Source organism: Sphingobium xenophagum NBRC 107872 (genome assembly GCF_000367345.1).
Classification (GTDB): domain Bacteria; phylum Pseudomonadota; class Alphaproteobacteria; order Sphingomonadales; family Sphingomonadaceae; genus Sphingobium; species Sphingobium xenophagum.
Genome location: NZ_BARE01000072.1, coordinates 1 through 12,957, shown reverse-complemented (window position 1 = coordinate 12,957; position 12,957 = coordinate 1). Strand labels below are relative to the sequence as shown.

Genomic DNA, 12,957 nt, shown 5'->3' with positions numbered 1-12,957 from the left:
CTTGTCCCAACCATGGTCATTCGTCATAGCCCGTTGCAATTGGGAGATTTGCTGCGAACGCAATAGAGGGGAGTGGGCTTTGCCCTGATTGAGCCAGTTGGGCGTCGATGGTCGATGCGCTGGGCTCACAATCAGGAGTGTGTCCCATGATCAAGTCGATCCCGCTGAACAAGCTAGTCCAGTCTCCCCGCAATGTCCGCCGTCACGGCGATCCAGCCGCCGATGCCGAGCTCAAGGCCAGCATCGCTGCCCATGGGCTGCTGCAGAATTTCATTGTCCGGCCTGCCGCGAAGGGCAAGTTCGAGGTCGAAGCCGGCGAGCGCCGCCGTCGCGCAATGCTCGCGCTCGCGGACGAAAAGATCCTCGCCCGCGATCATGAAGTCACGTGCCTCGTGCTCGAAGACAGTGCCGAAGTCGCGGTCGAGACCAGCCTCGCGGAGAACTTCCACCGCCTCGCCATGAACCCGGCCGATGAAGCCCAGGCTTTTGCCGCGCTCGTGGCAGGCGGTGCGACTGTCGAGGACGTTGCTCGCCGCTTCGGTCTGACCGTCCGCTTCGTCGAGGGCCGTCTGCGCCTCGCGACGCTTGCGCCCGTCGTATTCGAGGCACTGGCCTCCGGCCAAATCACTCTCGACATTGCCAAGGCCTTCGGCGCAACCTCGGATCAGGATATCCAGGCCCGTGTCTTCGAGCAGGTCTCCTCGGCCTACTATGCGCCCAATCCCGACAGCATCCGGCGCATGGTCCTCTCCGGGACTGTGCGGGGCAGTGACCCTCGAGCCAGGCTCATTGGCCGGGACGCCTACATGGCCGCCGGCGGTCGCATCGAACGCGAATTGTTCGATGACGATGACAGCGAATCCTGGGTCGACGTCGCGCTGCTCGAGAGCCTCGCCGCCGCGAAGATGGAAGAGCAGGCCAAAGCCCTCGCCGCCGAGCAGGGCCTCGCCTGGGTCAAGCCCACGCTCGATCCCTATGCCAGCCACGACCTGGTCGAAGGGCTGGTCCGGCTTCCCGCCGAACCGGCGCCATTGACCGAAGCGGAAGTGGCGAGGCTCGACGAACTCGATGCCTCCTATGACGAGCATGCGGCAATCCTTGAAGACGAGGACAGTGCCGAGGAGGCTGTGGCTGCGGCTGAAGCGGCCATTGAAGCGATCGAACGCGAATGCCAGGAAATCCGGGCCCGACCGCCCGTCATCGCGGCCGAACTCAAGGCCGAGGCAGGCATGGTCCTGGTGCTCTCGCGCGATGGCACGCCGGTTCTCCAGCCGGTGTTCTACGGCGAGCGTCAGGCTGAACCCGCCGAAGCCGACGACGGGATCGAAGTCGTTGCTGGCGGGGAAGGTTCGGACAAGCGCCGGACGACCTTGTCCAAGCGCCTGGTTGACGAGCTCGCCATGCAGCGCCGGGATGTTCTGGCGCTGCACGTTGCATCCGACCCCGGCCTGGCGCTCGACATCATGGTCTTCACGCTCGTCGATGCCGATACCCACGACTGGCGGGCGCGGGCTGCGACCACGCTGCGCGCGCCTGTTCCGGCAGGCCCGATCATCGGCTTCGAAGCCAAGGATGCTCCGGCGAGCAGCGGGCTTGCCGAGTTCCGCTCCAGTCTCGACGAAAGCTGGCGTGCTGGTGACGATGCGATCTCCCGCTTCGATCTGTTTCGGGCGCTGCCCGAGGGCAGCCGCGCAGCCTGGCTTGGCTATGTCGTTGCCCGGTCGCTCGAGGCGAGCCTCAACATGGCCGGTGAGCGTCAGCTGCCATTCCAAGATCATCTCGGAAGCCTGATCGGCATCGACATGGCGCAGTGGTGGCGCCCGACAGCGGCCAACTACTTTGACCGGGTGTCGAAGCAGGTGATCCTTGACGCGCTGACTGATGTCGGCGGTCTCGAGCTCTCCTCACGCTTTTCCTCGGTCAAGAAGGGGGACCTCGCGATGAGCGCGGAGCGCGTCTTCTCTGGCACCTACATCACCGAAGTCGAGGTCCGTGAAAAGGCTCTGGCCTGGGTGCCTGAGGTCATGCGCTTCGCTTGCCCTGCACCGGAGGTTGGTGAAGCCGAGATCGAAGCAGCTGACGCTGAGCCTGGTGTCGACGGCGAAATTCATACCCCCCGCGAGCTGGCCGCCTGACCTCCTCCTGACAGGCTCGGCCACTCGCACCTAGAGAAGCGGTCCTTCGGCTTACGCCGGAGGGCCGCTTCCTTTTTGGAAGCAGAGCAGAGGGGGCTCGGGAACCTGTGGCACTGACCGGCGAACCCGTCGCCGACTGTCAGATGCCTCAATCAGGAGAACCATCATGGCCTATCGCAAGCGGCAGGGCAGCGGCGTGTCGCCCGCCACCCGCATCACCCAGGAAATCATCGCCCGTCTGGAAGCAGGCACGAAGCCGTGGATCAAGCCGTGGCGCGGTGTCCCGGTCTCCCGGCCCTTGCGGGCCTGCGGGATTCCGTACCGGGGCATGAACGTGTTCTGGTTGTGGATGGTCGCCGACATGTGCGGCTACGCCTCGCCGTTCTGGATGACCTACAACCAGGCAAAATCGCTCGGAGCCCAGGTCCGCAAGGGTGAGAAGTCGACCATCGCGATCTTCTACAAGAGTTACACCAAAGAGGTGGAAGCCCCCGATACGGGCGAAAAGACCGACGAGGCCCGCCGGGTGCTGAAGGCCTATCCGGTCTTCAATGCCGATCAGGTCGAAGGTCTGCCCGAGCGCTTCCATCCGGCTGCGACATTGGAACTGGTCGAGCCCGAAGGGCGCGAAGCCGAGCTCGACGCCTTCTTCGCAGCCATCCCCGTCAATCTGCGCCACCAAGGCTGCGAAGCCTATTACGAACCGACTGCGGATCGCGTCACAATGCCGCCAACGAGCCTATTCTCTGGTTTCGATCACTACTACGCCACGCTTGCACACGAGTTGTCGCACTGGACCGGCCATGCGAGCCGTCTGGGACGTGATCTCAAGAACCGCTTCGGCACGGCGACCTACGCCGCCGAGGAACTGGTCGCCGAACTCTCCAGCGCCATGCTGGGCGCCGAGCTGGGGCTGCCGGTCACACATCTCGATAGCCACGCGAGCTATATCGAGCATTGGCTCAAGCTTCTGAAGGATGACGACCGTGCCATCCTGACCGCTGCGGCCAAGGCCGAAGAATCTGCGAGCCTGCTGCTGAATCTCGGCGGGAGGGTCACTCCAGAGCAGTTCGACGACGCGTCAGACGACGCTGCGCTTGCGGCCTGAGGGAGAATACCATGGGCCGATCGGTCAGCTATCCCAGCGGCGCAATTGTCGCCTTCACGGTGCTCGAGGTCGAAAGCGACGACGACTGGGAATTCGAGTATGAATGGCTGCGCGACGACCTGCGCGAGCGCGCATCCAGAGCCTTTCCGTCCCTGATCCCGCATGACGCCTGGCGAGGTCGGGAGGACCGGACCCTCATGCGCAATGCCTACGCAGATTTCGGCGTATCGGTCTATGGCGGGCTGGTGGCCGTCTGGATCGTTGAACGCGATGACGGGTCCTATTGGGACGCCGATTGGCGCACGGCCCGGTCACCGCGGGCAAGGCGCTGGCTGTCCCAAATCGCATCCCGCTTCGATGCCATGTTCGGCGACTACGATTGCCTCGGGCACATGTCGAATGGCGAGGGGGTCTACTCCAAGCGCGCAGCTTGAGCTCCGCGAGTTGGTCAGGCGCAGCGCTTTGGGTTGCCATCCCTGACTGAACTTTGCCGGCCGGTCATGGTCTGTCGCCATGCGAGAGAGGCCCTGGGCCAGCCGCCAGCCTTGCGCAACCCGGCTTGGACGGGCCCGTGTTGGCCTTGGCCCTTTGGGCTCAAGGCCTGCCCGCGCCAGCCCGCCAAGCCGGGTTCCCCCTGACGGGTGCGCAATCCTGCCTGAATGCTGGCCCTGACGGGCTCTCGCTGGCGCAGCCATGAACGGATGCGCCGGCCTCACGCCAGTCAGGAGGATATCCCCATGCACACGTCATTCGCCGATCAACTCGCCGGGCTCGATCTTGCCGGTTTCTCGATTGGACCCGCTCCCGTATCGACAAGCGATTTTCCGGTCCGGGAGGCGGTCGTTCAAACTCTCGAAGCGGTCTGGTCCGATCTTTTCGCCATGGTGTCCGGGACCGCTCTTGAAGCCGACGCCGAGGACCTTGGCTGGGCCTTCGTCAACATCTTTCACCGCTCGGCCGAACGCAAATCGACGGCCGTCGACCGGGCGACCGACGAGGTCCGGGCGCTGATCGCCACCGCCGATGGATCCGAGGTACACACCCATGAACTCGAGACTCAGGTCGAGCGGGCGCAGTGTGCCGAAAGCGCGATGCTGGCGCTCGAAGAGATGCGCGAGGTCGCAGCAGCCCTGTACCTCAACGAGTTCGGCTCCTCCTGGAAGCCGGTCTCCAGTTCGCGTTTCAATCACAGCGTCATGCTCACCTCGGCACTCGTCGAAGGGCGCGACTTCCTGCGCGCCCGTGCCGAGGCCAAGCGCCGTGCGGCGGTGCCCGAAGGAACCCCGGTCGTCTTCGCTGGCGGTCGCACCCGTCATGGATGCGAAGACGATGCGCTGACCTTCGGCAACAATGTCTGGGCCACCCTCGACAAGGTTCGTGACCGTGTGCCCGACATGGTGCTCATCCATGGCGGCGACACCAAGGGCGTCGACCGCCTGGCATCGAGCTGGGCTGAACGTCGCGGCATCCCGCAGGTGACATTCTCGCTCGACATGCGGCTGGGCGCCCGTGCCGGCTTCAAGCGCAACGAGCGGATGCTCTCCCTCGATCCGCGCTACGTCATCGCCTTTCCGGGCAATGGCGTACTCGAACGCTTGGTGATCGAGGCCAAGGCTCGGCGGATCACCGTTGTCGATCGCCGCGGGCCCCTCGGCACCAATCCGAAGAACACTTCGGCCAGGACAGACTGAGGCCCTGTCGGTCTTCGCGCCAGCGCCCAATCGGCGCTGGCGTCATCCATGAGAGGAAAGGAATGCGCCTGTCGTTTGGAGCCAGCGGATGGTCGTTGGCTCCTTTCTCCAGGAGGTATTCCATGATCGATATCGAGGCCGTGATGGCCGACTTTGCCGTTCGCCAGGCCGAGCGGCAGGCGCTAGTGGCGGACGAGATGCAGCAGCTCAAGACAGCCATTCTTCCGCGGTTGCAGGAGGCTGGTATTGCCCGCGTCGAGATCCGCTTTGACGGCTGCGGCGACAGTGGTGCCGTTGAAGAATGTGCGTGCCTCGATGTAGCTGGCGCGGCGGTCCCGTGCCCGGATGTCACCCTCATGGAAGGCGAAGAAGATAGCGTTGATCGTGCCGGTTCCAAAGAGCTGCAATCACTCGGCCAGGCACTCGAGCAGCTGACCTATCTGGCACTCGAACGCCACCATCCGGGCTGGGAGATCAATGACGGTGCCTGCGGCGAGCTGGCGATCGATGTCGCTGAGGCGACCTTCGTGCTCGACTGCAGTCTGCGCTTCACCGCTACCGATGATCACTCGACCGAGCTCTAGGAAACCTGGCATGGCACATTGCTACTACCACGCCCTCTCGTCGGTCCGGAAATGGGGCGGTACGGTCGATGACTATCTCCCGCTGCACCAGTGGTTCGACCAGTCGAAGGCAATCTTGGCAGACCCCCGGCACCGCGCGCTGCGGCACCATGCCGAGGGGATATTCATGCTCGAAACACTGTTCGGTGAGACCCTCGTCAATGCCGATGGCCGGGTCGTTCCGGTGCGTCTGGTCGGCGAACAGCACGTACGCGAAGACCTGGGCTCGATCCCCTCCTTTGCGGACTGGGCGCGCTTGATCACGCCGCAGGCCTGGATGCTTCGAGGCAACCCTCTGGACGGCGCTGAAGGGGTGACGATCGATATGCCTGTCCCCGGCGAAGCAGTTGCGTCCAGGACCAGGCCACCTGCTGGAGGAGAGGTCCGTACCGTGATCTAGGAAGGGGTTCTCCGTTGGAGGGCTGGCGGGGAAATGATCCGGCCAAGACCGGAGGGAAACGAGGCAGGGCAGACCTGTTCAAGGCATCCGGCTCCACCCGGCTTCAATACAAACCTGTCCCTGAATCACCCCCGTCGAGACGCGCAACCCGGATCAGGTCCGGCCGAGTTGCCGGGCTGTGCCCGGCTGCCCGCACCACCCGGCCCAGTTCCGGGTTCCCCTTCGGTGCGCTTCGCCGCGGGGCGCTTCTGCTCGGGTTTGCAGCCGGGATGGACCCGGAATGCTCGATCAGGAGAAAGCCCATGACCAATCTCGTTATCCTCGTTGGCCGCATCGCTCGCGACCCCGAGACCCGCACCACCCAAGGTGGAACCAGCATCACCTCGATCTCGGTCGTGACCGACCGTCCCGCCCGCAAGGATGGCAAGACCTACAAGGACGAAAACGGCTACACCGCCAAGGACAGCGAATTCCACCGGATCACCTGCTTCAACGGCCTGGGCCAGAACGTCGCCAAGTACTGCACCAAGGGCCAGCTCGTGACGGTCGAAGGGCGCATCCACTATACCCAGTGGGAAGATCAGAGCGGCGCCAAGCGCTACGGCTGCGAGATCATCGCCGACAAGGTCGACTTCCTCACCAAGGGCCGTTCCGGCAGCAACGAAGGTGCTCCCGATATCGACGAGGACTGAATGTCCTCACCCTACGACAAGGCCCCGGTGGCAGACGCCATCGGGGCCTTTTCTTTTGTACGCCGGCGATGCGGCGGCCAGGGGCATCGAACCCCTTGCCGCCGCCGGGTTGGGCTTACGCGGGAGCTATCCGCTTCAGCGTTTCCTCGATCCCGAGTACCATTGCTCCTCGGACGATCTGACGCAGTTGCGCTGGTTCGATCGTCTCGGCGCCGCACTCGATCAGAATGTGGCCAAGGACAATCGCCGCCTCGTCGCGAAGCTTTGCTTCCTTGGCCGCCAGTTCCTCGCGTTGTTCCCGGAGCTTCTTCAAGGCATCGACCGGATTGCTTTTGCGGGGCATGTCAGTCCTTTCCACCCCCTTGGTTTGTGATCCCTCGAGAGCTCTTCTGCCACCGTGCGCAGGGTGTAGGAAAACAGGAAAAGCGTGCCAGCCCACAACCGTCCGGTGCCAACCGAGAGGGTAGAGGGGCTGGCTCACGGATGGCCCAGTATGATGTCCGTCCACATGCCGCCTCAAGGACGGCAGGGCCCCACCATTTTGCCGGAGAAGGGATGAATCCCTCCCCCGACAAAATCGTTTCCCCCACCGCCGCTGGCGCGGCCGCGCAGGAGCGCGGTCCCTGACCCGGCATGCGCACGAACATCGCACTTCCTTCTGTCGTTCGAGACAACCTCAGGAGGATCATCATGGCTTATTTCGCACCTTGCAGCGCTTCACCCCGCAGCTATTTCGAGGCCCTGGAACTCGCCGAGCGCCGGGCACTGCACAGCTACTTCGATCAGCACATCGTGGAAGACGAAGAGCTCGGATATATCGCCCTCGACGAAGGCGACTACTGCGCTCTGCCAGCACATCTGGCAGCACGTGTCGTCCACACCATTCACGGATCGATGCTGGATGAATTCTGACGCCGAAAAGGGTGGGAGCCGGTAACGGTTCCTGCCCTTTTATTTTGCTCGCCGTCGGCTCGCTTCGATCCATAAGCAGGGCCGATGAGCGGAGCGCGGACATCGGCGCCCGCACGCGCTTTGGCTCCGCGCTATCGAGGGCCCTTCATTCCCTCCTGCATGTACGGCGAAGTGACCGGATCACCCTCTCGCAGCTTGGTAGAGTGAGCACACCGTACGCAGTGACACTGCTGGATTTAAGGAAGATATTTCAAAGTGATAGGCGGAATTTCAGGGCTAGTGTCAAACCAATTCAATCGTGACGCATGCTTCAGATTCGCGATTTGCGGGCAAATCGAAGCCAGTCAAACCATTGATAGTATTCGCACATTCCGCGATTGACGGGCCTATGTTCCTGATTTATTCTCATTCCTGTCTTCCGCAAGATCAAGCCAGGTTCGCAAGGGTCAATAGGACCCCCGAACATGGATCGGCATCTCAGTCTTCAGACCTACGTTCCCCGCCCACTTGCTGACTGGATAAAGGGCAAGGCCCGGGACCAGCAGGTCTCCGTCAGCATCGTCATTCGCGACCAGTTGATCAACGCATGGCAGCGTGAAAACGAAGCGCGAAAGCGGCCTGCGGCCCTCGACCCGGTACGGCAGAACCTCTTCATCACGGTTGCCCTGGATGCGCTTCTGGCCAGCCATACCGATGGTTCGTTGAGGCAGCGCACTCACGAAGCCTACAATCGTCGTCTCGCCCGTCTCGGGCTCAGCGCCTCCGCACCCGAAGGAGGCAGTGATGAAGCGTAATCTCCTCAATTTCACCCGCGGCAGCCAGCTCCTCGGACACTTCGGTTTCATGTTCGCAGCGGGGCTCAAAGGCCCTCTGCTGGTGACCTTACTCGTCAGCGCCTGGCTTTGCTATCTCGAGGTGGCGTCCACGCTCACCGACCACCAGGTCTATCTTGCCTGGATGCATGTCTATGCCTCCGGCTATTCCTTCATGGAGTTCGATCCCGGCAAGCTGGTGGAACTCAAATTGGCCGGTGGCGGAACTGTCCGCATCCCTTTCAATATCGTGCGCGATTTTCCGCCCATGCGCGAAGCCGTGAGTGCGCTCGGCGCCGCTATCCGGCGCGGTATCGGGCTTTCGGCGCTTGTCCTGATCCCGGCCTTTGCTGCCTTCTGGTGGTTCGCTGAGCGGTTCGGAGGCAAGTCCAAAGAGCGTAAGCACGAGCGCGGGGCGATGCTCGTCACGCTGGACGAGCTCGAAGCGGAGATCGACCGGCACAATCGCGCCGAACGTGCCCGCGAACTGCACGCAGCGCTTGGGTGGAAATGGCGTTTGGCAGGCACAGCTGCGACCGAGGAAGCCGGCTTCTACAGTCCGGCACATCTCGCGGGCGTCTCCTGGCCGTGGCGTCTCGAGCAAAGCCATACCATGCTGATCGGTACGACTGGCACCGGCAAGACCGTTGCCCTTAGCCAGCTGCTGGCCGAGGCGAGGGCACGCGGACAGCGCGCCGTTGTTTTCGATCTTACCGGAGCCTTCATCGAGACCTTCTACGATCCGAACCGCGACATCATTCTGAACCCGCTCGATGCCCGTTGCCCGAACTGGAGCGTATTCAACGATTGCACGAGCGAAGGCGAATTCCATGCCGCAGCTGAGGCGCTGGTTCCGCACGATGGCGGTGGTTCCGAGCAGTTCTGGGTGCTCGCAGCCCGCATGCTTTTCGTGGAAATGTGCCTGCATCTCCAGCGAACCGGTCAGGCCAGCAACCAGGCGCTTGCCACCCGGCTCATGACCGCCGACCTCGCGCAGGTGCACAAGCTTATGCGCGGCACCATGGCCGATCCGCTGACAGCGCCAGAAGCCGCGCGCATGGCAGAATCAATCCGCGCTGTGTTTAATGCCAATGCCAAAGCGCTGAAGCTGTTACCCGCTAAAGGCCCCCGCTTTTCGGTACGGGACTGGATCCGCGGCAGCTCCCAATCGGGATCAATCCTGTTCCTCTCCGCGCGCTACGTCGACATGTCGATCTGTTCGCAGTTGCTCACCTTATGGCTCGACACGGCCATGAACACGCTGATGACCATGGAGCGTACGCCCGATCTCAGGGTCTGGTTTCTGATTGACGAACTGGGCGCGTTGCACCGGCTGCCCGCACTGGAGAAAGGCCTGCAGACCGCGCGCAATTTTGGCGGCGCGATCGTCACTGGCGTCCATGCCTTTGCCAAGCTCAAGGAGGTCTACGGCGAGAACATGGCGATGACCTTGTCGTCGCTCGCGCGCAGCAAGCTGATCCTCGCCACTGCGGACCGGGAAACGGCAACCTGGTGTTCCGACTTCATCGGTCATCGCCAGGTCCGCGACATGGAAGAAGGGTACAGCTATGGTTATAACAATGCCCGCGACGCTGTCAGCCTGACGCCGCGTCGCCAGATTGAGCCGTTGCTGCTGCCCGATCAGTTCATGAACCTGCCGAGGCTCTCCGGTTACCTCAAGTTCCCCGATGGATTTCCTGCCGCTCCGGTCACGCTTGTCCCGCGCCGCTGGCCGCGGATGGCCGAGGGATTCATCGCGCGGGCATTTGGGCCTGCTCCCGGTGCACACGCGGCGGATGAGACCAATGTCGATCCTTCGGAATGGGCCTCCTTGCCTGCCGAAGCTGCCGACGGCGCCCCGGCCGCGAATGACGACGGCGCCGGCAAGCCGGTCGTTCCCGAGCAGTTGAAGCTTGACCTTCAGCGCGTAGCCGGTCAGCCGGATGGCGCCGCGCAAATGTCTGAAGAGCGGCTGTCCGAAGCCTCTGCACAGGTCTTGCGGGAAGCGCCCGAACAAGGTCAGGTCGAAACATCGGCCGAAGCGCTCACGAGTTCTGGGCCGACTACAACCTTGCCTCCCGGGCCGCTTCTTTCCGGCAGAAGTGAAGCGACCGATGAGACGCAGCCATCCCCCGATGAAAAAGCGTCGGCGCGAGGAGACAAGCCAGCTTCAGGCGATCCGAAGCCAATCCCGGTCCCACGATCGCAGGACAGTCAGAGCCCCCGAGCCCAACCTCCATTTCCATGCCGTCATCGCCAACGTCACGAAAGGTGCCGATGACAAATGGCGGACGCTGAAGAACGACCGGCTCTGGTCACTCAATACGCTTCTCAACAGCATGACGATGGCGCGCTTCCGTCTCTCGGTCGAGAAGCTCGGTTATGAAGTCGGTCCTGTCGGCAAGCACGGGAACTTCGAGGCGGCGGGCTTTTCTCGCGACCAGGTCATGGCATTCTCCACACGGCGACAGGAGGTTCTGGACGCACGCCGCGGCCCGGGCCTTGAAGCGGGCAAGATCGCTGCCCTCGATACCCGCAGCGCCAAACAAGCCGTCGCCGATAGGGGCGCCCTGACTGCGGATTGGCAGGACCATGCCCGGGCAGCAGGGCTCAACCTGCAGGCCATGATTGAACGAGCACAGGGTCACTCGCATTCCTCGCAGCACACACCCGCGGCTGGCACCAGCCTAATCGAGCGCGGCAGGGCCTGGCTCAGGGACTTTGCCGAGCGGATCAGGGGCAATCCTGCCGATCCACTGATCCCGGCTCACATCCTTAAGCAAGACCGCGAGACCATCGCCGCAGCCCAGGCTACAGCGTCAGCGGTACGCCACCTCTCGCAGCGCGAAGCGGCCTTTCCGCGCGAGGCCCTGTTCAAATCGGCGCTGGATTTTGGTCTGCCGACAACCATTGGCGCCATTGAGCAGCGGGTCAACTCGTTGGTCCGTTCGGGCGAACTCGTTCCAGGATCAGGTGAGCACAAGGGCTGGCTGACCTCGCGTGATGCGCTCGCGAGCGAGCATCGCATTCTCGCCGCGGTCGAAGCCGGGAGGGACGCTGTTGCTCCCCTTCTCGGGAGCAATGAGGCAGGCGCACGGGTCAAGGCCGTCGCTGCCATCAATCACGGCATCGACCTCAATGGTGGCCAAGAAGCGGCCGCCCGCCTGATCCTCAGCTCGACCCACCGGACAATCGCCATCCAAGGTGTCGCCGGTGCGGGCAAGAGCAGTGTTTTGAAGCCCGTGGCACAGATCCTCGGCGAGGAAGGCAAGGAGATCATCGGGCTCGCCGTCCAGAACACTTTGGTGCAGATGCTGGAGCGCGACACTGGTATTCGCTCGATGACTTTGGCGCGCCTGCTCAAGAGCTGGGCACCGCTGCTGGAGGATCCTGGAAATCCTGGCTTGATGGCCGAGGCGAGAGCCGCATTGGGCGACCGGGTCCTCGTCCTTGATGAGGCCTCGATGGTCTCGAACGGCGATAAAGAGCGTCTTGTCACGCTGGCCAATCTGGTTGGCGCGCGCAGGCTTGCGCTTGTTGGCGATGCCCGCCAACTCGGCGCGGTCGACGCCGGCAAACCGTTTGATCTCGTCCAGAAGGCTGGCATCGCGCGCGCTGAAATGACGATCAATCTGCGCGGCAGGGACCCGCAACTGCGTCTGGCTCAGGCTGCTGCGCAAACGGGTGACGTGGAAACCGCACTTGGTCATCTCAAGAGCTCGACGATCGAGACATCGGGCGACAGCGCTTTGACGGCTGCCGAGCAATGGCTCCAGCTTGCGCCGCCAGAGCGGGAACGGACCGCGATCTACGCTTCAGGTCGGGCCTTGCGAACCGCGGTGAACGAAGCTGTTCAGCGGGGGCTCAAGGCCAACGGTGAGCTCGGCAAAACATCGCTCGACCTGACCGTCTTGTCACGGGTCAATGCAACGCGTGAGGAGCTCCGCTATGTCTCGGCGTACCGCCCGGGCATGGTCCTCGATGTTCGGAGTCCCGATAAACATCAGCGGCTCCCACGCGGCGAATACAAGGTCGACAGGATCGACGAGAAGACGCGCGAGGTGTTCCTCGTCGATGGCAAGGGCAAGACACGAACCCTTCAGCCGAGCCGGATCCGTTCCGGTGCGAAGGACGATCGCCTTGCGCTCTTTGAAGAGAAGCGCCTGTCGATCCATGCCGGTGACCGGATCCGGTGGACCGAAAACGATCATCGCCGAGGATTGTTCAATGCTGATCAGGCAAAGATCGAGGCGGTCGAAGGCGCTCGAGTGACTGTGGTCACCTCCACTGGCCTGCGCCACGAGCTGGAGCGCTCCGATCCAATGCTCAGGCGGCTTGACCTCGCTTACGCGCTCAATGCCCATATGGCGCAGGGGCTGACGTCGGATCGAGGCATTGCCGTCATGGATAGCCGGGAGCGCAATCTGGCCAACCAGCAAACCTTCCTCGTGACCGTGACCCGGCTGCGGGACCACCTGACCCTTGTGGTCGACAGTACAGACAAGCTCGGGAGGGCGGTTTCGCAGAACACCGGCGAGAAGACCTCGGCGCTGGAGGTGACCGAGCGCCTGCGCGAGGCAGCAT

General features: G+C 63.1%; 12 protein-coding genes. 11 read left to right on the top strand and 1 reads right to left on the bottom strand.

Annotated features, from left to right (window positions below; genetic code table 11):
- Positions 1-146 precede the first annotated feature (146 nt).
- The 7 genes from SX1_RS20535 to SX1_RS20505 all read left to right on the top strand — a co-directional run bounded on the left by SX1_RS20535 (position 147) and on the right by SX1_RS20505 (position 6,649).
- Positions 147-2,135 (top strand): ParB/RepB/Spo0J family partition protein, encoded by a 1,989-nt coding sequence (locus SX1_RS20535; protein ID WP_019054598.1) that lies wholly within the window; start codon positions 147-149, stop codon positions 2,133-2,135.
- A 166-nt stretch (positions 2,136-2,301) separates the two neighbouring features.
- On the top strand, positions 2,302-3,243 hold the full coding sequence (locus tag SX1_RS20530) for an ArdC family protein (RefSeq protein WP_019054597.1): 942 nt from the start codon (positions 2,302-2,304) through the stop codon (positions 3,241-3,243).
- Positions 3,244-3,254: 11 nt separating this feature from the next.
- A complete protein-coding gene (locus SX1_RS20525; RefSeq protein WP_019054596.1) occupies positions 3,255-3,677 on the top strand; it encodes a hypothetical protein in 423 nt (140 codons plus the stop codon).
- Between the two features lie 303 nt (positions 3,678-3,980).
- Positions 3,981-4,934 carry a DUF2493 domain-containing protein gene (locus tag SX1_RS20520; RefSeq protein WP_026150003.1) on the top strand — a complete coding sequence of 318 codons (954 nt, stop codon included), beginning with the start codon at positions 3,981-3,983 and terminating at the stop codon, positions 4,932-4,934.
- A gap of 122 nt (positions 4,935-5,056) precedes the next feature.
- Positions 5,057-5,518 (top strand): DUF6878 family protein, encoded by a 462-nt coding sequence (locus tag SX1_RS20515; RefSeq protein WP_019054594.1) that lies wholly within the window; start codon positions 5,057-5,059, stop codon positions 5,516-5,518.
- A gap of 10 nt (positions 5,519-5,528) precedes the next feature.
- Positions 5,529-5,957, top strand: a complete 429-nt coding sequence (locus tag SX1_RS20510) for a DUF6915 family protein (RefSeq protein WP_019054593.1) — start codon at positions 5,529-5,531, stop codon at positions 5,955-5,957.
- A gap of 302 nt (positions 5,958-6,259) precedes the next feature.
- A complete protein-coding gene (locus SX1_RS20505) occupies positions 6,260-6,649 on the top strand; it encodes a single-stranded DNA-binding protein (protein WP_006966186.1) in 390 nt (129 codons plus the stop codon).
- A 115-nt stretch (positions 6,650-6,764) separates the two neighbouring features.
- Here the strand turns inward: SX1_RS20505 and SX1_RS24945 are convergent, their stop codons facing one another.
- Positions 6,765-6,992: a DUF6437 family protein gene (locus SX1_RS24945; RefSeq protein WP_019054592.1), complete on the bottom strand. Its 228-nt coding sequence runs from the start codon at positions 6,990-6,992 to the stop codon at positions 6,765-6,767.
- 347 nt (positions 6,993-7,339) lie between these two features.
- On the opposite strand from SX1_RS24945, the gene SX1_RS20495 reads away from it, so the two are divergent.
- The 4 genes from SX1_RS20495 to SX1_RS23170 all read left to right on the top strand — a co-directional run.
- Complete coding sequence (locus tag SX1_RS20495; protein WP_019054591.1) at positions 7,340-7,561, top strand: hypothetical protein; 222 nt, start codon at positions 7,340-7,342, stop codon at positions 7,559-7,561.
- A gap of 464 nt (positions 7,562-8,025) precedes the next feature.
- Entirely contained in the window at positions 8,026-8,355 is a 330-nt protein-coding gene (locus SX1_RS23985) for a hypothetical protein (protein ID WP_026150002.1), read from the top strand.
- Positions 8,345-10,654, top strand: coding sequence for a type IV secretion system DNA-binding domain-containing protein (locus SX1_RS23175; RefSeq protein ID WP_019054589.1), 2,310 nt, complete (start codon positions 8,345-8,347; stop codon positions 10,652-10,654). The genes SX1_RS23985 and SX1_RS23175 overlap by 11 nt, the downstream gene beginning before the upstream one ends.
- Positions 10,551-12,957: AAA family ATPase (locus tag SX1_RS23170; protein WP_255209813.1), on the top strand; the 2,407-nt coding region annotated here is incomplete at its 3' end. The genes SX1_RS23175 and SX1_RS23170, both read left to right, overlap by 104 nt.